Below are 21,601 nucleotides of genomic sequence, written 5' to 3'. Positions count from 1 at the left end.
CCCGGCGCATGTCTGACGGCGCGACCCAAACCTCCGCGAGCCATATCGCGATTTCCGATCTCGGCCACGATCTTGACGGTCGTCCGGTGCTGGAGGGGATTTCGCTGGAGACCCGCGCCCGGCGCATCGGCGTGGTGGGGCGCAACGGGTCGGGCAAATCCACCCTGTCGCGACTGATGGCGGGGTTGATCGCGCCGAGCCGGGGCAGCCTGCGGATCAACGGGCACGATCTGGCCGCCGACCGGAAGGCCGCGCTGCACGAGGTCGGCATCCTGTTCCAGAACCCCGATCATCAGATCATCTTTCCGACCGTGATCGAAGAGATTTCCTTCGGGCTGCGTCAGCAGGGAATGAAGAAGCCCGAGGCCGAGGCTATGGCCGATCGCACCTTGGAGCAGTTCGGCAAAGCGGCGTGGCGCGACGCCTATGTGACCACGCTCAGCCAGGGCCAGAAGCAGCTTCTGTGCCTGATGGCGGTGAGCGCGATGGCCCCGAACCTGCTGATCCTCGACGAGCCCTTCTCGGGCCTCGACATCCCGACCAAGGCGCAGCTGGGCCGGGCGCTGACGCTCTATCGCGGGACGCTGGTGCAGGTGACGCATGACCCGCGCGAGCTGGAGCATTACGACGAAATCCTCTGGCTCGACCAAGGACGGCTGCGGATGCATGGCGCGGCGGGCGAGGTGCTGCCCGTCTACGTCGAAGAGATGACCCGCGCGGGAGAGGCCGATGATATCGCTCAGCTCTCCCGTTAAGACCGCCGCCCATGACTGGCCTGCGGGTCTGAAGCTCGCGGCGCTCTGCGTGGCGACCGTGGGCCTGTTCTACATCGAGAACCCGCTGATCCTTGCGGGCGTCGTCACGGCGATCGCGATCGCCTATGCCTTGCCGGGCCGCGCCTTCCTGCACGCGGGGCTGGCGGCGCTGAAACTGCTCTGGCCCTTCATCGTGATCGTCGCGATCTGGCAGGCGGTGATCGGCGAGCTGGTGCAGGGCGCGGTGATCGTGATGCGGATGATCTCTGCCGTGGCGCTGGCGAACCTCGTGTCGATGACGACGCGGCTGAGTGATATGATCTCGGTGGTGCGCTGGCTGACGACGCCGTTGCGCCGCTTCGGGCTTTCGACCGCTGCGCTGGAGATCGCAATCGCGCTGGTGATCCGCATGGTGCCGGTGCTGACCAACAAAGGGGGGCGCCTCACCGAGAGCTGGCGCGCCCGCGCCACCCGGCGGCCAAGCTGGCGGCTGGTGCTGCCCTTCACGCTTCTTGCGCTTGACGATGCCGACCATGTCGGCGATGCGCTACGGGCCCGCGGAGGGCTCACATCCGAGAGGGAGACTTGAGATGGAAAAGAATGTCGCGCTGATCGCGCTGTTTGCGGCCCTGATTGCAGTGCTCGCGCTGATCCCGAAGATCACGCTGGGCTTCGGGGTTCCGATCACGGCGCAGAGCCTTGGGATCATGCTGGCCGGCGCCGTGCTGGGATCGAAGCGCGGTGCGCTGGCGGTTCTGCTGTTCCTGCTGCTGGTGGCCGTGGGTCTGCCGCTGCTGGCCGGTGGTCGCGGCGGGCTTGGTGTCTTCTTCGGCCCGACGGGCGGGTTCCTGTTCAGCTGGCCGCTGGCCGCGTGGCTGACCGGTTTCATCGTCGAGAAGTGGCGCTCCGTGCCGCTGGGTGCCTCGGTCTTCGTGGGGGCGATCCTTGGCGGGATCGTGCTGTCCTACGCGATGGGGATCGTCGGGCTGTCGCTCGCGCTTGGCAAAAGCCTGATCGAGAGCACCTCGCTGATGCTGGTCTTCATCCCGGGTGACATGATCAAGGCGTTGATCGTGGCTGCGCTGACGGTGTCGCTGTCGCGCGCGCGGCCTTCCAGCGTCCTGTCGCGGCACTGAGACGCGTGGCGTGGCGCTGCTTCTGATCCATACGGGCGGCACGATCGGCATGGTCGCCTCGGACGCGGGTTTCGTGCCGCAGCAGGGCGTGGTCGAGGCGTTCCTCGCCACGCTGCCCGAGGGGCGCGAGGTCGAGACCCTGCGCCTCGATCCGCTGATCGACAGCGCCAATGCCACGCCCGCCGACTGGGACCGGATTGCCGAGACCATTGCCGCGCATCACGACCGATACGACGGCGTGATCGTGACCCATGGCACCGATACGCTGGCCTATACGGCGGGGGCTTTGTGCTTCGCGCTCGAAGGGTTGGCCAAGCCAGTGATCGTGACCGGCTCGATGCTGCCGCTGTCGGTCGAAGGCAATGACGGCGCGCGAAATCTGCGCGACGCGATCACGGCAGCGGGGCAGGCGGAGCCCGGCGTCTGGGTGCAATTTGCAGGACGCGTGCTGCACGGCGCGCGGGTCCGCAAAAGCCATTCGCGCGCCTTCGACGCCTTCGCCGCCGATCCGTCCGACATTCCGCCTAGCCAGCCGGGGCCGCGCCTGACGCGCCACCCGATCCGGCCCGCGCGGATCGCCGTTCTGGCCGTCGCGCCGGGGGCGGAGGAGAGCCTTCTCGAACATGCCGCCAAGACCTGCGACGGGCTGGTGCTGCGTTGCTACGGTTCTGGCACTGCGCCCGACACGCCCGGCGTGCGCGCAGCACTTGCCACTGCGCAAGAGCGCGCGATCCCCGTCATCGCGGTCAGCCAATGTCCCGAGGGCGGCATTGCGCTTGGCACCTATGCGGCGGGGGCGATCCTGCGCGATCATGGGGTGATCGACGGGCGCGACATGACGCCCGAGGCGGCCTATACAAAGCTCGCCCATGTCCTCTCGCGCGACGATCCGCAGGAGCGGGCCGCCCGCCTGTCCCGCGCGCTTTGCGGGGAATACACGCCCTGATCTTTGGTGTTCACGCCGGTTTTTCGGAACGTCTTCGCCCGCCTTTCCGTTAGGAGAGCGAACCCCGAAAAGGAGCACCTCCCATGGCCGAAGGCAACAACAAGCCGAAATCTTCCAATTCGAAAGCGCAAAGCCCGAAGCGGTCGCGCAAGGCCACCGGGGTCGCGCCCGTCGAACAGCTCCAGAGTCGCGTCGAGGCCTATCGCGAGCTTGCCGAGGCCTATGTGAAATACCCCTGCGTGATGCGTCCGGGCGATCTGACCGGGCTCGCGCGACGCCTGCATGTGCGCTCCACGATCATTGAGGACCACGCGGTGCGTATCGACGAGAAGGCCGAGGGCGCGGGCGAGAAGTTCGAGGAACTGGCGGATTCGCTGTTTTCCTTCTTCCGCGGCACCTCGCTTCTGTTCCACCGCGACATGCTGGGCGAGGATGAGCGGATGCCGACGGTGCTGGCGCTCGGGGACGTCCACCCCGAGAATTTCGGGATCATGCCCAATGCCGATAACGTGCCGATCTTCGGCGTGAACGATTTCGACGACGTGCTTTACGGCCCCTTCACCTGGGATCTGAAGCGCGGGATCACGGGCTTCCTGATCGCGGCCAAGGAAGAGGGCGATCAGAAGAAAAAGCACCGTGAGAAGATCGTGCGAAAATTCGTCGAGGGCTATCGCGACGGGATGGAACTCTACGCCCGTCACGACAAGGAGGCGAGCCAGCAGATGCGCCCGGATAACAGCCCGAAGGTGATCCAGCGGATGTTCAAGAAGGCGCGCAAGAGCCGGAAGAAATGGCTCTGGGATCGCTATCTCAACGAGACCGGGCGGGGCTTCCGGGCGAATGACGAACTGACGCCGATCTCCAGCCGAATCTCGGAGTTTCAGGGCTACATCAATGACGTGGCCAAGCAGAACGGGATCGATCCGGGCGGTCGCGCGGGCGAGTTGAAGGTGAAGGATGTCTGCATCCGCCACGGGCAGGGAACGGCCTCGCTCGGGCTGCCGCGCTACTATTGCCTGATCGAAGGGCCGAGCAAGGATGCGAGCGACGATCTGATCATCGAGTTCAAGCGCGCCCGCCAATCCGCGCTGGAAGGCCTCGTGCCGGAGAATGATTTCGTCGCCGGCGACAAGGGCGACCGGATCGCGCATGGCCAGCGGGTGCATCTGGCGCAGGGCGACGTGTTCTACGGCAGCGTGGAGATCGACGAGATGAGCTTCATGTCGCGCGAGCGCGCGCCGTTCCGCGACGATATCGATCTCGACGATCTCTCGAAGGGCAGCTGGCGCGACTATGCCCATGCTTGCGGTCAGGCGCTGGCGCAGGCCCATGCGCGCTCCGACGATGCGGGCGAACTGGATTACCGGATCGAGCCGCGCATCATCGAGGCGATGCAGCCCTTCGACCTGTTCGTCGATGACTTGCTGTGTTTCGGGCGCGAGGCGGTGAAACGCCTCAAGCGCGACCACAAGTTCTTCAAGATGGATCTGAAGCGCGGCGCCTTCGACATGACGCAGAAGCATTACCGCTAGGGTCTCGCGTCCTGGCAGCGGTTGGCGCGCCGAATCTGTCGTGCTTGCGTGATCGCCTTCGTGTCGTTACTCCGCGATTATGGCGGTCAAGCGTACGACATTGATGGATGTGGCGCGGGCGGCGGGCGTGTCCCGCGCGACCGCCTCTCTCGTCATTCGCGGCTCCGATCTGGTCGCGGACAAGACGCGCGAGAAGGTCGAGAAGGTCATCGCCGAGCTCGACTACGTGCCCAATAGCGGGGCAGCCCGTCTGCGCGGCCAGAAAAGCCGCACGGTCGGCGTCATCATCCCGAACCTGGTGAACAGCTTCTTCTCGGAATTCGTCGAGGGGATCGAGGCCGAGCTGGACGAGCAGGGCTATCAGGTCATGCTGGCCAGCTCGCGCGATGATCCCGAGCGGCAGTCAGGGTTGCTGCGCCGGTTGCGCGAGCACGATGCCGAAGGGATCATCCTCTTTCCCGCCGAGGGAACCGAGCCGGACACGATAGAGAAGCTGGTCGCAGCAGGCGTGCCGCTGGTGCAGGCGATGCGCCATGTCGGGCGCGATCTGAGTGATTTCGCGGGGTCCGACCACGGCCTCGCAGTACGACTGAGCGTGCGACATCTGCGCGATCTCGGCCACCGGCGGATCTCCTTTGTTTCGCTCGCCGGGAAGGTGTCGACGCGGGAAGAACGTCTCGGGGCCTTCGAAGAGGAGTTGCGCGCGCAGGGGCTCGTCAATGCCGGGGTGATCGACGTGCCGCTGGAATGGGATGGCTCGCCGCAATCGGCCGCGATGCTGATGGCGCTGGAGCCGCGCCCGACCGCCGCGATCTGCTTCAACGATATTCTCGCCTCGGGTCTGCTGCGGGGGTTGTTCGACCTCGGCCTGATGCCGGGGCGCGATCTCTCGGTGGTGGGGCACGATAACCTGTCCTTCATCGATCTCGGCGCGCCGCCGCGCCTGACGACGGTGCAGGTCTTCCCGCGCCAGATCGGGGCGGCCTCGGCTAAGCTGCTGCTGCGGCGGATCAAGGACCCGAGCGCAGAGCTCAAATCCGAGATCGTGACGCCCCGCCTGCGGGTGCGCGACACCACCGGCCCCGTCGACTGATCCCCACCAAAGACCATCACGCATCCGTGATTTGCGACTCAGGATTTAGATCGTTCTAATTAGATCGATCTAAAAATGCATATGTCCGATCGTTGAGGAGCGAGCAGGCATGTGGTTACACGCAGGGGAGGCGACGTGTATCACTTCAATTTCACGCCCGTATTCGAGAATTTCGACCTGCTGCTCTATGGCGCATGGTTGACCATCCGCCTGTCTTTCGCGGCGATGATCCTGGGGTTGATCGTGTCGGTTCTGGGGGCTGCCGCGCGCACGTCGCATTCCAAGGTGCTGCACGCGATCGTTGGTGCCTATGTCGAGATCATCCGCAACACGCCTTTCCTCGTGCAGATCTTCTTTCTGTATTTCGGGCTGCCCGCGATCGGGATCTCGCTCGATCCCAATGTCGCGGCGCTGATCGCGCTGGTGATCAATGTCGGCGCCTACGGGACCGAGATTACCCGCGCCGGGATCGAATCCGTGCCCAATGGCCAGATCGAGGCCGGGCGCGCGCTGGGTCTCGGGCCGATCCAGATTTTCCGCTACGTGATCCTGAAACCGGCGCTGCGCAACGTCTATCCGGCGATGACGAGCCAGTTCATCTACCTGATGCTGACCTCGTCGGTCGTCTCGACGATCTCGGCAAACGATCTGGCCTCCATCGGCGCAGATCTGAACGCCAAGACCTTCGCCAGCTTCGAGATCTACTTCGTCGTGACCGGCATCTACCTTGTCCTTTCGCTGCTGTTCTCGGGGCTCTTCAAGCTCATCCAGAACGCCGTATTCAACTATCCTGCGAGCCGCTGACATGATCCGCCAATTCGGACCTTCCGACATCCTGTTCATCATCGAGGCCGTGCGCTGGACGCTTCTGCTGTCGGCCATCGCCTTCATCGGCGGCGCAATCGGCGGGCTGTTCGTGGCACTGGCGCGCAGCTCAGGCTCGAAAGCGCTGCGCCGGATCAGCGCCGGGTTCATCCGCATCTTCCAGGGCACGCCGCTCCTGATGCAGCTGTTCCTGTTCTATTTCGGCCTGACCGTGCTGAACCTGCCGATCAATCCGCTTCTGGCGGCGGCGATCGCGCTGACCTTCCATGCCAGCGCCTATCTGGGCGAGATCTGGCGCGGCTCGATCGAGGCGGTGCCCTCGGGGCAGACCGAGGCCGCCACCGCGCTGTCGCTGAGCTATCGCGACCGGATGCAGCATGTGGTTCTGCCGCAGGCGGCACGGATCGCCGTGGCCCCGACGGTCGGCTTCCTCGTGCAGCTGATCAAGGGCACCTCGCTGACCTCGATCATCGGTTTCACCGAGCTGACCCGCGCCGGTCAGATCGTCAACAACGCGACCTTCGACCCGTTCGTCGTCTTCGGGCTGGTGGCCGCGATCTACTTCATCATCTGCTGGCCGCTGTCGCTTTACGCGCGTCGGTTGGAAGGGCGGATGCGCCTCGCATTCACCCGCTGATTTTTCACCCGCTTCAGGTTTAGGAGGAGTAATCCATGAAGTTTCTCAAGACAGTTGCAACGGCGGCCCTGACGGTCGGCGCATTGATGGCAGGTCAGGCGCAGGCCACCACGCTCGATCAGGTCGAGAAGGCCGGCGTGCTCAAAGTCGGCATGCTCGTCGATTTCCCGCCCTTCGGTCTGATGGGCACCACCGGCAAGCCGGAAGGCTATGACGCCGATACCGCCAAGGCGCTCGCCGATTACCTCGGCACCAAGATCGAGATCGTGCCGGTGACCGGCCCGAACCGCATCCCCTACCTGCTCTCGGGTCAGGTCGACGTGCTGGTCGCCTCGCTGGGCATCACGCCCGAGCGCGCCAAGCGGGTCGATTTCTCGCGCCCCTATGCCGGGATCGAGATCATGGTCTACGGCAAGAAGGACGAGAAGGTTTCCAAGCCGGCTGATCTGTCGGGCGATTCGGTCGGCGTCGTGCGCGCCTCGACGCAGGATGCGGGCGTGACCAAGGTCGCCCCCGATGACGCAACGATCCGCCGTTTCGACGACGATGCAGGCGCGGTGCAGGCGTTGCTTTCGGGTCAGGTGCCGCTGATCGGCGTGTCGAACGTCGTGGCCGCCCAGATCGAGAAGGCCGCGCCGGGTCGCTTCGACGAGAAGTTCCCGCTCTCGAGCCAGGTTCAGGGCATCGCGGTCGAGCCGGGCGCAGACAAGCTTCTGGCGAAGATCAACGCGTTCGTCGGTTCCGCGATGAAAGACGGCACGATGGACAAGATCTCCGAGCAGTGGCTCGCGACGGACATCCCCGATTTCGTCCGCAACGGCTCGGCTGAGGAAGCCGCGACGCCGAAAACGGCCACGAACTGATCTCACTTCATATCCGGCGCAGCCCCCGCGCTGCGCCGGATCACCCTACAAGGCATCCCATGACACAAGCACAGCAGCCCGCCGTCGAGATGCGCGGCGTCACCAAGTTCTTCGGTGCGTTTCAGGCGCTGAAGTCGATCGATCTGACGGTCGAACAAGGCGAGCGGATCGTGGTCTGCGGTCCGTCCGGCTCCGGCAAATCGACCCTGATCCGCACGCTCAACCAGCTCGAAGAGATTCAGGACGGCAAGATCACCGTCGACGGGATCGAATTGACGGCTGGCGGCGAGAACGTCGCCAAGGTGCGTCGCGATGTCGGGATGGTCTTCCAGCAATTCAACCTGTTCCCGCATCTGACTGTTCTGCAGAACTGCACGCTCGCTCCGCTTAAAACGGGACGTGCGGATAAGGCCACGGCAGAGGCGACCGCGCGCAAATATCTGGAGCGCGTGAAGATCCCGGAGCAGGCCGACAAGTTTCCCGCCCAACTCTCCGGCGGCCAGCAGCAGCGGGTCGCGATTGCGCGGGCGCTCTGCATGGAGCCGCGGATCATGCTGTTCGACGAGCCGACCTCGGCGCTCGATCCCGAGATGGTCAAGGAAGTGCTCGACACGATGATCGATCTGGCCCGCGAAGGCATGACGATGCTCTGCGTCACCCACGAGATGGATTTCGCCCGCGCCGTTGCCGACCGGGTGATCTTCATGGAGCAGGGCGCGATCATCGAAGAAGGGCCGCCGGCGGAGTTCTTCGGCAATCCGAAATCCGAGCGTCTGCGCAACTTCCTGGGGCAGATCTCATGAAGGACGAGGCCAAATCGAACCCGTCGATCCTCGCACTGATCGAGTTGAAGCCCGCCGACATGATGGAAGCGTTCTGCGCCGAGCATCCGGTTACCCGCGATGCAGAGGCCCGCGAGGGCATCGAGGTCGTGCTGACCAGCGGCGCGCGCGGCCTCTCGGGCGAGGAGATCGCTGAATTTCCCGACCTGCGCCTGATCGCGGTCAATGGTGTCGGTACCGATGCGGTCGATCTGGATGCGGCGACCGCGCGCGGCATCCATGTGACGACTACGCCCGACGTGCTGTCGGAGGCAGTGGCCGAACTGGCGCTGGGTCTTGCGATTTCGGTGCGGCGCCGGATCGGCGAGGGCGAGCGGCTGCTGCGCTCCGGCGGTTGGTCGAACGGACAGAAACCGCGGCTGGGTCAGGCGCTGACCGGCTGCCGGGCGGGTATCCTCGGCTATGGCCGGATCGGGCGGGCGCTGGCGGATATGCTCCGCGCGCTGGGGGGCGATGTGATCTACCACGCGCGCAAGCCCCATGATGATGCGCCGGACGCGTGGCGCTCCGACGCCCGGACGCTGGCCGCCGAAAGCGATGTCCTGTTCGTCACGCTCTCGGCCACGCCCGAGACGCGGTATATCGTCGATGCGCCGGTGCTGGAGGCGCTGGGCTCCGAGGGCACCTTGGTCAATGTCGCGCGCGGCTCGGTCGTCGACAGCGCGGCGCTGGCCGCGGCCTTGCATGGTGGCACGCTGGGGTCTGCTGCGCTCGATGTGTTCGAAGTCGAACCTGTCGCGCCCGATGGGGCGGAGGACGGTCTTCTGCGCGCGCCCAATACGCTGTTCACGCCGCACATCGCTTCGGCGACGAACGAGGCGCGGCGTGCGATGGCGCAGCTGGTGATCGCCAATATCGACGCCTATCTGGCCGGAAGCCCGCTTCCGAGCCCGGTAACGCCTGCCTGATCGGAGCCTTACATGCTGGACTTTCTCTGCATCGGCGAGCCTCTCGCCGAGTTCACTAACGATCCCGCAACGCCCGATCTGTTCCATCGTCGCCTCGGCGGTGACACGCTCAACGCGGCGATCTATCTCGCGCGGCTGCGGCCTGATCTGCGGGTCGGCTATCTCTCGCGGCTGGGCGAAGACGGGATGAGCCGCTGGATGCGCGACACGATTGCGCAGGAGGGTGTCGAGATCGAGGCGATCGGGGCCGAGGCCAATGGCAGCCCGGGGCTGAGCTTCATCGCCACCGATGCCACGGGTGAGCGCAGCTTCACCTATTGGCGCGATCAGGCGCCGGCGCGCCGGATGTTCGGCGCGGAAGGGACTGAGGTCGCGGCGCTCGGTCAGGCGCGCGTTCTGCTGTTCTCCGGTATCACTCTGGCGATCCTTCCCGAGGAGGCGCGCGCGCGGCTGCTGGCGGAGCTCGATGCGCTGCGCCAGCGCGGCGTCACCGTCGCCTATGACACGAATTACCGCCCGCGGCTCTGGCGCGACCGGGCCGAGGCGGCGGAGTGGACGGAGCGCGCCTTGGCGGTGACGAGCCTCGCGTTGCCGTCGTTCGACGATCTCGCGGCCCTTTGGGACGAGACCGACCCCGAGGCGGGCATGGCGCGCTGCGAGACACATGCGCCGGGGATGATCGTGCTGACGACCGGCGGCGGCACCGTGCTGGCGCGCGACGCATCGTGTAAAGCGCTACGGGTTGCGCTGCCCAAGCCCGTCGCGGCCGTCGACACCACCGCCGCAGGCGACAGTTTCGACGCCGCGCTTCTCTCTGCCCTGCAACGCGGCAAGCCGCTGGAGGCGGCAATTCTCGATGGCGCACGGCTCGCAAGCTGCGTCGTCCGGAATCCCGGCGCGATTATCCCGCGCGAAGCTATGAAAGAAGAGGTTGCACATCATGCAGCGTGACCAAATCGCAAGCGCAGCAGAAGCTCTGGCCGCCGCGAATGACGGCGAGACGCTCGACGCGCTGAACCCGCTCCCGGAAAGCCCGGCGGAGGCCTATGCGGTGCAGGCCGAGAGCCTGCGCCATCTCGGTCCGGTGGGCGGCTGGAAACACGCGCTTTTGGGCGGGCGCGACCTGTCTTGCGCACCTGTTTTGAACCGAGCGATCCACCCGTCGGGGACGACCCTCGCCGTCGCGCCCCATGCCCGGCTTGAGTTGGAGATCGCCGTGCGACTGCGCGCCGATATTTCGCCCAAGGCCAAGCCTGCCGAGATTGTGGATGCGATCGGCAGCGTTCATGTCGCTTTCGAGGTGCTGCAGTCGCGCTTTGCCGCGCTCGAAAAACAGCCGCCGCTGGCGCAGATGGCGGACCGGTTCTCGAACCAGGCGATCGTGCTGGGCGACGAGGTCCCGGATTGGCAGAGCCGCGATCTGACGCGCCTGCCGCTTGCGATCGGCACGCCTTCCGATCCGCCCACGATGGCCGCGGGCATGTCGCTCTCCGAGATCTTGTGCTTCCTCAGCTTCCTTGCCGAGCGGGCCGCCGTCATCGGGCCGGGGTTGCGGGCGGAGCATTGCATCGTCACCGGCGCGCGCATCGGCCCGCAACCTCTGCCCGCGGGCGCGGAGGTGCGTGGCGGGCTCGAGGGCTGTCAGGTTTCGATGACCACGCGGGCGCTCTGAAAGCCCAAGCACGCTGTGGTTGGTCGATGGGGCAACAGGCTCGTCGTCGGGGATCGAGCGCCGCCTCGACGGCTGAGGAAAAAGCGCGGGCCTGTCGCTCAGGCCCGCACCAACTTTAGCCCGCGATCAGCGCCTTGGCGCGCGCAACGATCGCATCTTTGGTGATGCCGAACTCGGCATAGAGCCGTTCTGCGGGAGCGGAGGCGCCGAAGCCCGGCATGCCGATCACATCCGCTTCGCGCGCGACGTAGCGGGTCCAGCCGAAGGCCGACGCGGCCTCGACAGCGATCCTCGGCACGGTGCCGAGAACTTCGGCCCGGTACTCCTCGGACTGCGCGTCGAACAACTCCCAGCATGGCATCGAGACCACGGCGACATTGACGCCGTCCGCATGCAGCGCCTCTGCGGCCTCCACGGCCAGCGCCACCTCGGTCCCTGTCGCGAGAAGTGTTACGTCGCGGCCCTCCCCGAAGGAGCGGATCACATAGGCGCCGCGCGCGGTCAGGTTCTCATCCCCCGCGCCCCGCAGTTGCGGTACACCTTGCCGCGACAGCGCCAGCAAAGACGGCGTGCCTGTCGACCGGATCGCGATATCCCATGCCTCCAGCGTCTCCACCGCATCTGCGGGCCGGAACACGTTGAGGTTGGGGATCGCGCGCAGCGAGGCCAGATGTTCGACCGGCTGGTGCGTGGGGCCGTCCTCGCCCAGACCGATGGAGTCGTGGGTCATCACATAGGTGACGCCAAGCCCCATCAAGGCGGACAGGCGGATCGCGTTGCGCGCGTAATCCGAGAACACGAGAAACGTGCCGCCATAGGGTTTGAAGCCGCCATGCAGCGCGAGACCGTTCATTGCCGCCGCCATGCCGAACTCGCGCACACCGTAGCCGATATAGCGGCCCGGTTGGGCGGCGGTGTAGGAAGAGTCGACCGCGGCAACGCGCGTCAGGTTGGAGCCGGTGAGATCGGCGCTGCCGCCAATCATCGCAGGCACCGCCTTGGCGAGATGCTCCAGCGCGATCTGCGAGGCTTTGCGGGTTGCGACCGATTGCGGTTTCTCGAACAGCTCGGCACGCGCAGCCTCGACGGCGGCGGCGTAGCCTTCGGGCAGCTTGCCCGCGACGCGGGCGGTGAACTCGGCGGCCTTGCTCGAGGCGGCGAGGGCGTCCTCCCATTCCGCGCGGGCCTGCGTGCCACGGGCCCCGATGGCGGCCCAGGCTGCAGCGAGGTTCTCGGGGATATCGAACGGCGCTGCGTCCCAACCGAGCGCCTGCTTGGCCAGCGCGCCTTCCTCGTCCCCGAGCGGTGCACCATGCGCCTTCGCCGTGCCCGCCCGGTTCGGCGAGCCGAAGCCGATCACCGTCTTCATCGCGATCAAGCTGGGACGCGCGGTCTCGGCCTTCGCCGCTTCCATCGCCTCGTCGAGCGCCTTGGCGTCATGCCCGTCGCAGCGGATCACATGCCAGCCGCAGGCCGCAAGCCGCGCCGGAACATCCTCCGAGAAGGACACCGAGGTCGGCCCGTCGATGGTGATGTCATTGTCGTCGTAAAGCAGGTTGAGCTTGCCCAGCCCGAGATGCCCCGCAAGCGAGATCGCCTCTTGTCCGATCCCTTCCTGCAGGCACCCGTCGCCCAGCATCACCCAGGTGCGGTGATCGACGAGGCCGGGGAACTCGGCGGCCAGCGCGCGCTCGGCCAGTGCCATGCCGACGGCGGTCGCCAAACCCTGTCCCAGCGGGCCGGTCGTCGTCTCGACGCCCTTCGCATGGCCCCATTCCGGATGGCCGGCCGTGATTGAGCCCCATTGCCGGAAATTGCGAATCTGGTCGCGCGTCATGTCTTCGTAGCCGGTCAGATGCAGTAGCCCGTAAAGCAGCATCGACGCATGGCCGTTCGACAGAACGAAGCGGTCGCGGTCGGGCCAGTCGGGGGCCGAGGCGTCGAATTTCAGATGATTGCGAAACAGCACGGTGGCCGCGTCGGCCATGCCCATCGGCGCACCGGGATGGCCGGAATTGGCAGCATTCACCGCGTCGATGGCCAACGCCCGCAGGCAATTGGCGAGGGCAAAGTTTTCAGGGTCGATAGCGGCTTTGGCCGCGACTTGAGCGTGATCGAGCATGGGATCCTCCTATGCCGCGAACGCTAGCAGCGGTCACAGGTTCTAACAATTAAAAATCACAAAGTAACAAAAATAATGTTGAAACTAACGTGGCGCATGTTATTTAACCTCAACACGACGGAGGAGCGTTCGACATGCCCGAGGTTTGGATCGGCACCAGCTGGAAGATGAACAAAACCCTGTCCGAGGCGCTGGCCTGGGCGGATGGCCTCGCGGCTGCGACCCTGTCGCCGCGTATCCAGAGCTTTGTCATTCCGCCCTTCACCGCGACGCGGCAGGTCAAGGCCGCGCTGGCTGACACGCCCGCGCTGGTCGGTGCGCAGAACATGCATTGGGCCGATGCCGGCGCCTGGACGGGCGAAGTGTCCGCGCCGATGCTGGTGGATTGCGGTCTCGACATTGTGGAGCTCGGCCATTCCGAACGCCGCGCCCATTTCGGCGAGACCGACGAGACGGTCGGCCTCAAGACGGAGGCTGCGGTGCGCCATGGGCTGATCCCGCTCATCTGTATCGGCGAGACGCTCGAGGATCGCGAAGAGGGGCGGGCCGCAGAAGTGCTGGCCACGCAGGTGCGCGGCGCGCTGTCGAAACTGTCGGACGAACAGAAACAGGCCGAGATCTGGCTGGCCTACGAGCCGGTCTGGGCCATCGGCGAAAACGGTATCCCCGCCACGGCCGATTACGCCGATGCCCGTCAGGCCGAGATCATCGCGGTCGCGCAGGAGGTGACGGGCCGCCGCGTGCCCTGCCTCTACGGCGGCTCGGTCAATCCCGACAACTGCGCAGAGCTGATCTCCTGCCCGCATATCGACGGGCTGTTCATCGGTCGCTCCGCTTGGAACGTGGCCGGATATCTCGACCTTCTCGCGCGCTGCAACGCCGCGCTGGACGCACAAGTCAAAACGGAGGAACTGTCATGAAAATCGCAGTGGCCGGCGACAGCGCCGGCGAACCGCTCGCCAAGATCCTGGCCGAATATCTTAGCCAGAACCCGGATTACGAGGTGACTGAAGCTTCGCGCACCGAGGCCGGGCCGGATGAATTCTACGCCAACCTCGCGGATCGCGTCGCATCGGGCGTGAAAGCCGGAACCTATGACCGGGCGATCCTGTGCTGCGGCACAGGGATCGGCGTCTGCCTCTCGGCCAACAAGGTGCCGGGTATCCGCGCCGCGCAAACCCACGACACTTACTCGGCGGGCAAGGCGGCGACCTCGAACAACGCGCATATCATCACGATGGGCGCGCGGGTCGTGGGTGCGGAGCTCGCGAAAGACATCGCCGATGCCTTCCTGTCCTCGTCCTTCGATCCCGAGGGGAAATCGGCGGGCAACGTTCAGGCCATTGACGCGGTCGACGCCAAGTATCACACGACGGACTGAGCGAACTCCCGAGGGTCGGGCGGTTCGCCGCCCGGTCCCAACTCACTGACGGAATTCCCACATGCTGACCTTGCCGAACGACCGTCCCTCGCAGGCGGCGTACCTGCGTGACTGCCTGCCTGATGGCGGGCTTGGAGAGATCATCGCCGCGCTGGCGGATGCCTTGCCCCCGATCGAGCAGCGGCTCGCGGCGGGCCGGTTGCCCGGCGATCCGGCCGCGACCTGCGGTCAGAATGAGAGCGGCGATGTGCAGAAGGCGCTCGATGTCGGCGCGCATGACCACATCCTTGCGGCGCTCGCCGGGCTGGGCGTGCGGCACATGCTGTCGGAAGAGGCCGAAGAGGTCGAGCTGCTCGACCCGGAGGGCCAATTCGATCTCGCGATCGATCCGATCGACGGGTCGGGCTCGATCGGTATCGGCGCGCCGCTCGGGATGCTGTTTGCGATCTATCCGACCGGCCCCGCCGATTTCCGGCGTCCGGGTTCGGAGGCGATCGCGGCTGGCTACGCCTCCTTCGGACATTCGCTGGATTTCGGGTTCACGGCCGGGCAGGGGGTGCAGATCGCGACCTATGATGGCAGCGATTTCCGCATGACGGCGCAGGATGTCCGGCTGTCGGCCAAGGCATCGACCATCGCTTACAACGCCTCGAACGAGCGTCACTGGAGCCCGGGTCTGCAACGCTGGGCCGCCGAGTTGCGCGCCGGTGCGGATGGTCCGCGCGGGCGCGATTTCAACATGCGCTGGCTGGCGGCGGCGGTCGGTGAACTGCACCGTATCCTGCTGAAAGGCGGCGCGTTCCTCTATCCGGCGGACCGGCGCGAGGGCTATCGCGAAGGGCGGCTGCGGCTGGCCTATGAAGCGGTGCCGATCGCCTGCCTGATTGAAGCGGCGGGCGGGCGCGCCACCGATGGCACCAAGCGCATTCTCGATCTCGTGCCGGAGGCGCCGCACCAGAACGTGCCGCTCGTGTTCGGCGCAGCGGAAGAGGTCGAGATCATCAAGACATATCTTTCGGAGGAGACCTGACCTATGGCCCGCATCACCCTGCGCCAGTTGCTCGATCACGCGGCGGAGAACGGCTATGCCGTGCCTGCCTTCAACATCTCGAACATGGAGATGGGGCTCGCGATCATGACCGCCGCGCGCGAGGCCGATGCGCCGGTGATCCTTGCCGCCTCGCGCGGCGCGCGGGCCTATGCGGGGGACCGCTTGCTGGCGCGGCTGATCGACGGGCTGGTCGAGACCTTCCCCGAAGTCCCGGTCTGCATGCATCTCGATCACGGCAGCGATCTGGCCACCTGCGCCACCGCGATCCAGCACGGTTTCACCTCGGTGATGATGGACGGCTCTCTGCTGGCCGACGGCAAAACACCCGCCGATTACGCCTATAACCGCGATATCACCGCGCGCGTGGTCGAGATGGCGCACGCCTGCGGTGTCTCGGTCGAGGGCGAGCTGGGGGTGCTCGGCTCGCTGGAGACCGGCATGGGCGATCAGGAAGACGGCCACGGTGCGACCGAGAAGCTCTCGGAAGAGCAGCTGCTGACCGACCCTGAAGAAGCCGAACGCTTCGTGCGTGAAACCGGCGTCGATGCTTTGGCTGTGGCGATGGGCACGAGCCACGGCGCCTACAAGTTCACCCGCCAGCCCGATGGCGACATTCTCGCGATGAATGTCATCGAAGAGATCAACCGCCGCCTGCCCAATACCCATCTGGTCATGCATGGCTCGTCCTCCGTCCCCGAGGATCTGCGGCAGATGATCAACAGCTATGGCGGCGATATGCGCCCGACTTGGGGCGTGCCGGTCGAGGAAATCCAGCGCGGCATCCGCTCGGGCGTGCGCAAGGTGAATATCGACACCGACAACCGCATGGCGATGACGGCAGGCGTGCGCAAAGTCCTGTCCGAGACGCCCGGCGAATTCGATCCGCGGAAATATCTGACCGAGGGCAAGGCGCTGATGCAGCAGCTTTGCAAGGCGCGGTTCGAAGCGTTTGGCACCGCCGGTCACGCCTCGCGGATCACGCCGCTGCCGCTGGAGGCGATGGCCGCGCGCTGAGCGCGTCACCCTTTGCAGAACACAGAAAATGGGCGCCCGGGCGGGCGCCCTTTCTTCGTTGCGAAGTCGCGTTCGGCGTGACGTTCCCGAACTCCCAACGCGCCTGTCAAAACGAAAAAAGGGGGCCGCGCGGCCCCCTTTCCAGTGTTCCGTTGCGCCGGATCAGGAGGATTGATCCAGGGTGAACGGGCCGGTGTAGGAGCCGACATTGCTCGAGTCGATCAGCATGCAGTCGAAGAGTTGCTTCTCTTCCGAGACTTCCAGCTCGCCGGTCTGGATGAAGTGATCGGCTTGACGCACGGCCTGCTCGGCGAAGATCGCGACCGGCTGCAGCACGGTGTAGGTCATCTCGCCTGCCTTGACCGCGTCGACCGCATCGGGGGAGCCGTCGAAGCCGCCGACGACCATGCCGTCGAGCTTGCCCGCTTCCTTGAGCGCGGCGATCGCACCGAGCGCCATTTCGTCGTTGCCCGAGATCACGCCGGTGATGTCCGGGTTGGCCTGCAGCATCGACTGCATTTTGGAATAGCCCTGCGTGCGGTCCCAGTTGGCGACTTCCTGCGCCTTCTTGTCGAGGTCGGGATACTGGCTCAGCACCGTCTCGAAACCGTTCGAGCGGGTCTGCGCGTTGTTATCCGACGGGGCGCCGAACAGCTCGACATAGGAGCCTTTCTCGCCCATCGCCTCGACCCATTTCATCGCGCCGAGCGCCGCACCTTGCGCGTTGTTCGACACCAGCTGTGCCTTGGCGAGACCCGACTGGTTGATCTCGGCGTTGACGATGAAGACCGGGATACCGGCTTCGACCGCTTTCTTCACAGCACCGACCGAACCGTCCGCGTTCGCCGGGTCGAGGATGATCGCCTTGGCCTTGTTGGTGATCGCGGTGTCGACGAGGTTGCTCTCGGTGTTGGTGTCACCCTTGTGAGCGGAGACGTTGGCGTCATAGCCAAGCTCTTCGGCGGTGGCCTTGGCGACCTCGCCCTCGGTGTACCAGTAGGGGTTCGAGGGATCGTTGACGATGATCGAGATCAGACCGTCAGCCATCGCGGCCTGTGCCATCAACGGCATCATTGCGACGGTCGCGAGAATGGTGCGCCTGGTGAATTTCATGTTGGGTTTCCTCCCGTGGGGTTGTTGTAGATGCCGGATAGGTCCGGCGGGTATTCGGGCGCGGAACCTCCCTGTCCCGCGTCCTCGAAGTCTCAGCGCCGTGCGCGGCCGTATTGCAGGCTGTTGAGCAGCACGGCGAGCACGATCACGGCGCCCGTAAAGACGGTCTGCCAGTATGCAGAGACGCCGATGATCACGAGCCCGTCGCTCAGGAAGCCGATGACGAAAGCGCCCAGCATCGTGCCGCGCACGTTGCCGCGCCCGCCGGTCAGGGCGGCCCCGCCGATGACGACGGCCGCGATGGCGGTCAGTTCGTAGGTGGTGCCTGCGGTGGGGCCTGCCGAGGTCAGCTGCGACGACAGCACGAGGCCCGCGATGGCGGCACAGATGCCCGACAGCACGTAGACCGAGATTTTCACGCTGCGGGTCGGCACGCCGGAGAGTTCCGCCGCGCGCTCGTTACCGCCCGAGGCGTAGAGCCAGCGACCGAAGGCGGTGCGTGCCAGCACGAGGCCGACCGTCAGCGCGACCAGCGCCAGCACGATCACCCCGATCGGCACCCCCGCTATGCGGTTGAAGCCGAGCCAGTCGAACCCGGTATTGCCCAGAGCTTCCGCGCCGCCAAGGTTGTTGTAGGTCAGGCCGTTCGTCATCAGCAGCGCGACACCGCGCGCCACATAGAGCATCCCAAGCGTGGCCACAAAGGCGGGCACGTTGAAGAACGCGATCAGCACGCCGTTGATCAGGCCCACGAAGGCGCCCAGACAAATCGTCAGCACGACCACGGCCCAGACCGGCGGGTAAAGCACGACACCGGCGGCCGGTATCTCGACCCCCTGCATCAGGTAGCCCGCGACGACCCCGGCGAGGCCCAGCGTCGAGCCCACGGACAGGTCGATGCCGCCGTTCAGGATCACCAGCAGCATGCCGATCGCCAGCAGCCCGAAGATCGCGACATGCGACGACATGATCAGGAAGTTGCCGATGCTGAAATAGACCGGCGACAGGATCGAGAAGACGGCGATGATCGCGACGAGGGCGAAGAATGCGCGGCCCTCCAGAAGGATCTTGCCGATGTTCAGGCCCATGCCGCCCGATGCGGGCTTGGAATTCGTAACGTCCGCCATGTTGGCCTCCCTTAGTGGTGCACGGCTTCGCCAGAGGCGGCCATGATCTGTTCTTTGGTTGCGGTGTGATCGAACTCGGCCGCGATCCGGCCCCTGTTCATCACGATGATCCGGTGGGCGATGCTCAGGCATTCGCCGACTTCCGAGGTCGAGTAGAGAACCGCCAGCCCGCGGTCCTGCGCGGTGCGCGCGAGCAGCTTGAAGACCTCGGCCTTGGCGCCGATGTCGATGCCGCGCGAAGGCTCGTCGAGCAGGATCACCTCGGGCCGGGTGGCGAGCATCTTGCCGATGACCACCTTTTGCTGGTTGCCGCCCGAGAGCGAACCGATCATCGCGCCGCCGCCATCGGTTTTGACGGTCACTTCGCGGATCGAGTCGTCGATCACCTTGCGCTCGTCCTTGCGGCTGGTGAACAGCCCGCGCGTGAAGGCGCCGATCGAGGACAGCGACAGGTTCTGGCCGACGGTCATCGTCTGCACCAGCCCGTCGCGCTGCCGATCCTCGGGGACGAGCACCAGCCCGGCCTCGATGCGCTCGGCGATCGACATATGCGAGATGTCGCGCCCGTGCAGCTTCACCGCGCCGCTTTTCGCGCGCAAACGCCCGGCGGCGCATTCCATCATTTCGGTGCGCCCGGCGCCCATCAGACCGTAGATGCAGACGATCTCGCCCGCGCGCACGCTGAGGCTCATGTGATCGACCACCAGCCCGTGACCCGACGGGTCGGGAACGCAGAGGTCTTCGACGATCAGCGAGGGTTCACCCATCTTGCTGTCGGGGGGCGTGCCGAGGTCGAACCCTTCGCCGACCATGTTGCGCACGATCCATTCGAGGTCGATCTCGTCGCGTGGCGCGTAGGCGGTCATTTCGCCATCGCGCAGCACGACCGCGTGATCGGTCACTTCCAGCGCCTCTTCGAGGTGGTGCGAGATATAGACGATGCTGACGCCCTTCGCAGTGAGGTCGTTGATCACCTTGAACAGCACTTCCACTTCCGAGGCCGAGAGCGCCGAGGTCGGCTCGTCCATGATCAGGATGCGGCTTTTCGCCTGCAGGGCGCGGGCGATCTCGACGATCTGCTGCTGCCCGAGACGCAGCTCCTCCACCGGGGTGAGGGGGTCGATCTCTTCTTCCAGCTCTTCCATCAGGGCGCGGGTGACCCGCTCTTCCTCGGCGAAATCGACGCCGCGGCGGGTGCGGATTTCGCGCCCCATGAAGATGTTGTCGCGCACGTTCAGGTTCGGCGCGAGCGCGAGCTCCTGGTGGATGATCGAGATGCCCTGCGCCAGCGCGTCATTCGCGCCGTTGAAGGTGACCGGTTCGCCGTCGAGCAGAATCTGCCCCGAGGTCGGCGTCACGATTCCCGCGAGGATTTTCATCAGTGTCGATTTGCCCGCGCCGTTCTCGCCGAACAGCGTCGTCACCTGACCGCGATGGATGTCGAAATTCACGCCCTTGAGCGCCTTCACCGCACCGTAATGCTTGGCGACGTGGCGAGCCGACATGACGACCTCGCCGGTCCCTCGCGGCGCCTCGGGGCGAATGCTTTGCTGCACGGTCATTGGACTTTCACCTCGACCGGCGTGATCAGCCACATCTTCGGATTGATCAGCTTGAAGGCGCCGGTGACGGTCACCGTCTTGCCGGTCAGGTTGGCGGTATCGATCCCGTCAAGCACCTCGGCCTTCATCGCGCGGTTAACGCCCGCGCCGGCATCCTGATATTCGATCTGGTTCTTGAAGGCGCCGAAGGAGATGTCGCCGGGGGCGTCGCGCAGGTCGGTGCCGTTGATCGCGGGGCCGGTCTGGACGCGGATGCGCACATTGTCGAGCCCATCGACATTGATATCGTAAATGCCCGATTTGCCTTCGCCGACGGTGCCGGTCACGCGCACGGGCAGCACAGGCATCGCGCCACCGGTGCCGTATTTCTTGGCGGCCGCGGATTTGTCCTCGGCCAGTGCGGCGGCGAGCGTCTTGGCGTCGACGGCGCGCTTGGCCACATCGTCGCGGATGCGGGGGAATTCCTTGGTGCCATAGGCATCGGGGGAGAACCCGTCAACGCGGGTGTCCTGCTCGGAGCCGATGGTGACGACGGTGGTGTCGAGCCCGATCGCGACGAGGGTGCACAGCGCCACGGCGCCGACAATGACGCCCCGCCGGCCGATACGCGGTTTCATGGAAATATCGGTGGCATTCATGGCCTGTCGCTCCTCCCCTCGGGCCCCGGCGGGGCCTGTTGATCCTGTGTCGGGAGATGTTGACCCGGGCGCCAAACGACACCGGCTCGCTCGATCCTGGCGCGCTTGAGACCAGCACCTGTCGCGCGCCGCGCGGGCGGCGTCGTCGGGGTGCGTGTCACGGCTGAGATCTCGCACGGCCTATCCAAAGTGCAGACCGCCATCCTCCCGTTTCGCAAGACGAATCGTGCCGATGCCCGTTCCGCCTGCCACTTGCCGAATCCACTGAATTTGCCAGCCTTTTCCTCCGTTTGGCGGGCAGTGGCGTTCGGTTCGTGCTGATCACCATACCTGAAAAAAATTACAAAGAAAGAAAAAAAATACACTCGACATGTGGTCGGGCTT

Annotated in this window: 22 protein-coding genes; 17 read left to right on the top strand and 5 right to left on the bottom strand. The window is 65.6% G+C overall.

Features of this window, described 5'->3' with window-relative positions:
- Nucleotides 1-8 precede the first annotated feature (8 nt).
- The 13 genes from BMI86_RS16910 (at nucleotide 9) to BMI86_RS16850 (ending at nucleotide 11,209) form a co-directional block, all read left to right on the top strand.
- A complete protein-coding gene (locus BMI86_RS16910; RefSeq protein ID WP_246831749.1) occupies nucleotides 9-755 on the top strand; it encodes an ABC transporter ATP-binding protein in 747 nt (248 codons plus the stop codon).
- Nucleotides 730-1,344: an energy-coupling factor transporter transmembrane protein EcfT gene (locus BMI86_RS16905; protein WP_078542376.1), complete on the top strand. Its 615-nt coding sequence runs from the start codon at nucleotides 730-732 to the stop codon at nucleotides 1,342-1,344. Before BMI86_RS16910 ends, BMI86_RS16905 begins: the two co-directional genes overlap by 26 nt.
- 1 nt (nucleotide 1,345) lies before the next feature.
- Entirely contained in the window at nucleotides 1,346-1,891 is a 546-nt protein-coding gene (locus BMI86_RS16900) for a biotin transporter BioY (protein WP_078542375.1), read from the top strand.
- 10 nt (nucleotides 1,892-1,901) lie between these two features.
- Entirely contained in the window at nucleotides 1,902-2,837 is a 936-nt protein-coding gene (locus BMI86_RS16895) for an asparaginase (protein ID WP_078542374.1), read from the top strand.
- An 83-nt stretch (nucleotides 2,838-2,920) separates the two neighbouring features.
- Nucleotides 2,921-4,369, top strand: coding sequence for a DUF2252 family protein (locus BMI86_RS16890; protein WP_078542373.1), 1,449 nt, complete (start codon nucleotides 2,921-2,923; stop codon nucleotides 4,367-4,369).
- Between the two features lie 79 nt (nucleotides 4,370-4,448).
- Nucleotides 4,449-5,462, top strand: coding sequence for a LacI family DNA-binding transcriptional regulator (locus BMI86_RS16885; RefSeq protein WP_078542372.1), 1,014 nt, complete (start codon nucleotides 4,449-4,451; stop codon nucleotides 5,460-5,462).
- Nucleotides 5,463-5,597: 135 nt separating this feature from the next.
- The gene (locus BMI86_RS16880; RefSeq protein WP_078542371.1) at nucleotides 5,598-6,266 is read left to right on the top strand and encodes an amino acid ABC transporter permease; all 669 of its coding nucleotides are present in this window, start codon (nucleotides 5,598-5,600) and stop codon (nucleotides 6,264-6,266) included.
- A gap of 1 nt (nucleotide 6,267) precedes the next feature.
- Nucleotides 6,268-6,924, top strand: a complete 657-nt coding sequence (locus BMI86_RS16875) for an amino acid ABC transporter permease (RefSeq protein WP_078521256.1) — start codon at nucleotides 6,268-6,270, stop codon at nucleotides 6,922-6,924.
- A 35-nt stretch (nucleotides 6,925-6,959) separates the two neighbouring features.
- Nucleotides 6,960-7,787, top strand: coding sequence for a transporter substrate-binding domain-containing protein (locus BMI86_RS16870; RefSeq protein WP_078542370.1), 828 nt, complete (start codon nucleotides 6,960-6,962; stop codon nucleotides 7,785-7,787).
- Between the two features lie 59 nt (nucleotides 7,788-7,846).
- Nucleotides 7,847-8,590 (top strand): amino acid ABC transporter ATP-binding protein, encoded by a 744-nt coding sequence (locus tag BMI86_RS16865; RefSeq protein ID WP_078542369.1) that lies wholly within the window; start codon nucleotides 7,847-7,849, stop codon nucleotides 8,588-8,590.
- Nucleotides 8,587-9,537, top strand: a complete 951-nt coding sequence (locus BMI86_RS16860) for an NAD(P)-dependent oxidoreductase (protein WP_078542368.1) — start codon at nucleotides 8,587-8,589, stop codon at nucleotides 9,535-9,537. Before BMI86_RS16865 ends, BMI86_RS16860 begins: the two co-directional genes overlap by 4 nt.
- Nucleotides 9,538-9,549: 12 nt before the next feature.
- On the top strand, nucleotides 9,550-10,488 hold the full coding sequence (locus BMI86_RS16855) for a sugar kinase (protein ID WP_246831748.1): 939 nt from the start codon (nucleotides 9,550-9,552) through the stop codon (nucleotides 10,486-10,488).
- The gene (locus BMI86_RS16850) at nucleotides 10,478-11,209 is read left to right on the top strand and encodes a hypothetical protein (RefSeq protein ID WP_078542367.1); all 732 of its coding nucleotides are present in this window, start codon (nucleotides 10,478-10,480) and stop codon (nucleotides 11,207-11,209) included. The genes BMI86_RS16855 and BMI86_RS16850 overlap by 11 nt, the downstream gene beginning before the upstream one ends.
- A 115-nt stretch (nucleotides 11,210-11,324) precedes the next feature.
- Here BMI86_RS16850 and tkt read toward each other — a convergent pair whose 3' ends face one another.
- The gene (gene tkt, locus BMI86_RS16845; RefSeq protein WP_078542366.1) at nucleotides 11,325-13,331 is read right to left on the bottom strand and encodes a transketolase; all 2,007 of its coding nucleotides are present in this window, start codon (nucleotides 13,329-13,331) and stop codon (nucleotides 11,325-11,327) included.
- A gap of 134 nt (nucleotides 13,332-13,465) precedes the next feature.
- Here tkt and BMI86_RS16840 point away from each other — a divergent pair, with 134 nt between their 5' ends.
- The 4 genes from BMI86_RS16840 (at nucleotide 13,466) to fba (ending at nucleotide 16,777) form a co-directional block, all read left to right on the top strand.
- Entirely contained in the window at nucleotides 13,466-14,251 is a 786-nt protein-coding gene (locus BMI86_RS16840) for a triose-phosphate isomerase (RefSeq protein ID WP_078542365.1), read from the top strand.
- Nucleotides 14,248-14,712, top strand: coding sequence for an RpiB/LacA/LacB family sugar-phosphate isomerase (locus BMI86_RS16835; RefSeq protein WP_078542364.1), 465 nt, complete (start codon nucleotides 14,248-14,250; stop codon nucleotides 14,710-14,712). Before BMI86_RS16840 ends, BMI86_RS16835 begins: the two co-directional genes overlap by 4 nt.
- Before the next feature lie 61 nt (nucleotides 14,713-14,773).
- A complete protein-coding gene (locus BMI86_RS16830; protein WP_078542363.1) occupies nucleotides 14,774-15,742 on the top strand; it encodes a class 1 fructose-bisphosphatase in 969 nt (322 codons plus the stop codon).
- Nucleotides 15,743-15,745: 3 nt separating this feature from the next.
- Complete coding sequence (gene fba, locus BMI86_RS16825) at nucleotides 15,746-16,777, top strand: class II fructose-bisphosphate aldolase (RefSeq protein WP_078521238.1); 1,032 nt, start codon at nucleotides 15,746-15,748, stop codon at nucleotides 16,775-16,777.
- A gap of 162 nt (nucleotides 16,778-16,939) precedes the next feature.
- On the opposite strand, the gene BMI86_RS16820 is transcribed toward fba, so the two are convergent.
- From BMI86_RS16820 to BMI86_RS16805, 4 genes are all read right to left on the bottom strand, one after another.
- Complete coding sequence (locus tag BMI86_RS16820; RefSeq protein WP_078542362.1) at nucleotides 16,940-17,890, bottom strand: D-ribose ABC transporter substrate-binding protein; 951 nt, start codon at nucleotides 17,888-17,890, stop codon at nucleotides 16,940-16,942.
- A 92-nt stretch (nucleotides 17,891-17,982) separates the two neighbouring features.
- Entirely contained in the window at nucleotides 17,983-19,017 is a 1,035-nt protein-coding gene (locus tag BMI86_RS16815; protein ID WP_078542361.1) for an ABC transporter permease, read from the bottom strand.
- An 11-nt stretch (nucleotides 19,018-19,028) separates the two neighbouring features.
- Nucleotides 19,029-20,579 carry a sugar ABC transporter ATP-binding protein gene (locus tag BMI86_RS16810; protein ID WP_078542360.1) on the bottom strand — a complete coding sequence of 517 codons (1,551 nt, stop codon included), beginning with the start codon at nucleotides 20,577-20,579 and terminating at the stop codon, nucleotides 19,029-19,031.
- Nucleotides 20,576-21,217: a DUF2291 domain-containing protein gene (locus tag BMI86_RS16805; RefSeq protein ID WP_078542359.1), complete on the bottom strand. Its 642-nt coding sequence runs from the start codon at nucleotides 21,215-21,217 to the stop codon at nucleotides 20,576-20,578. Before BMI86_RS16805 ends, BMI86_RS16810 begins: the two co-directional genes overlap by 4 nt.
- Nucleotides 21,218-21,601: the final 384 nt, after the last annotated feature.

The sequence above is a fragment of the Thioclava sp. DLFJ5-1 genome, assembly GCF_002020115.1.
In the GTDB taxonomy this organism is placed as follows: domain Bacteria; phylum Pseudomonadota; class Alphaproteobacteria; order Rhodobacterales; family Rhodobacteraceae; genus Thioclava; species Thioclava sediminum.
Note: the sequence above shows the minus strand (reverse complement) of the source record. Positions and strands in the feature narration are given on the sequence as shown.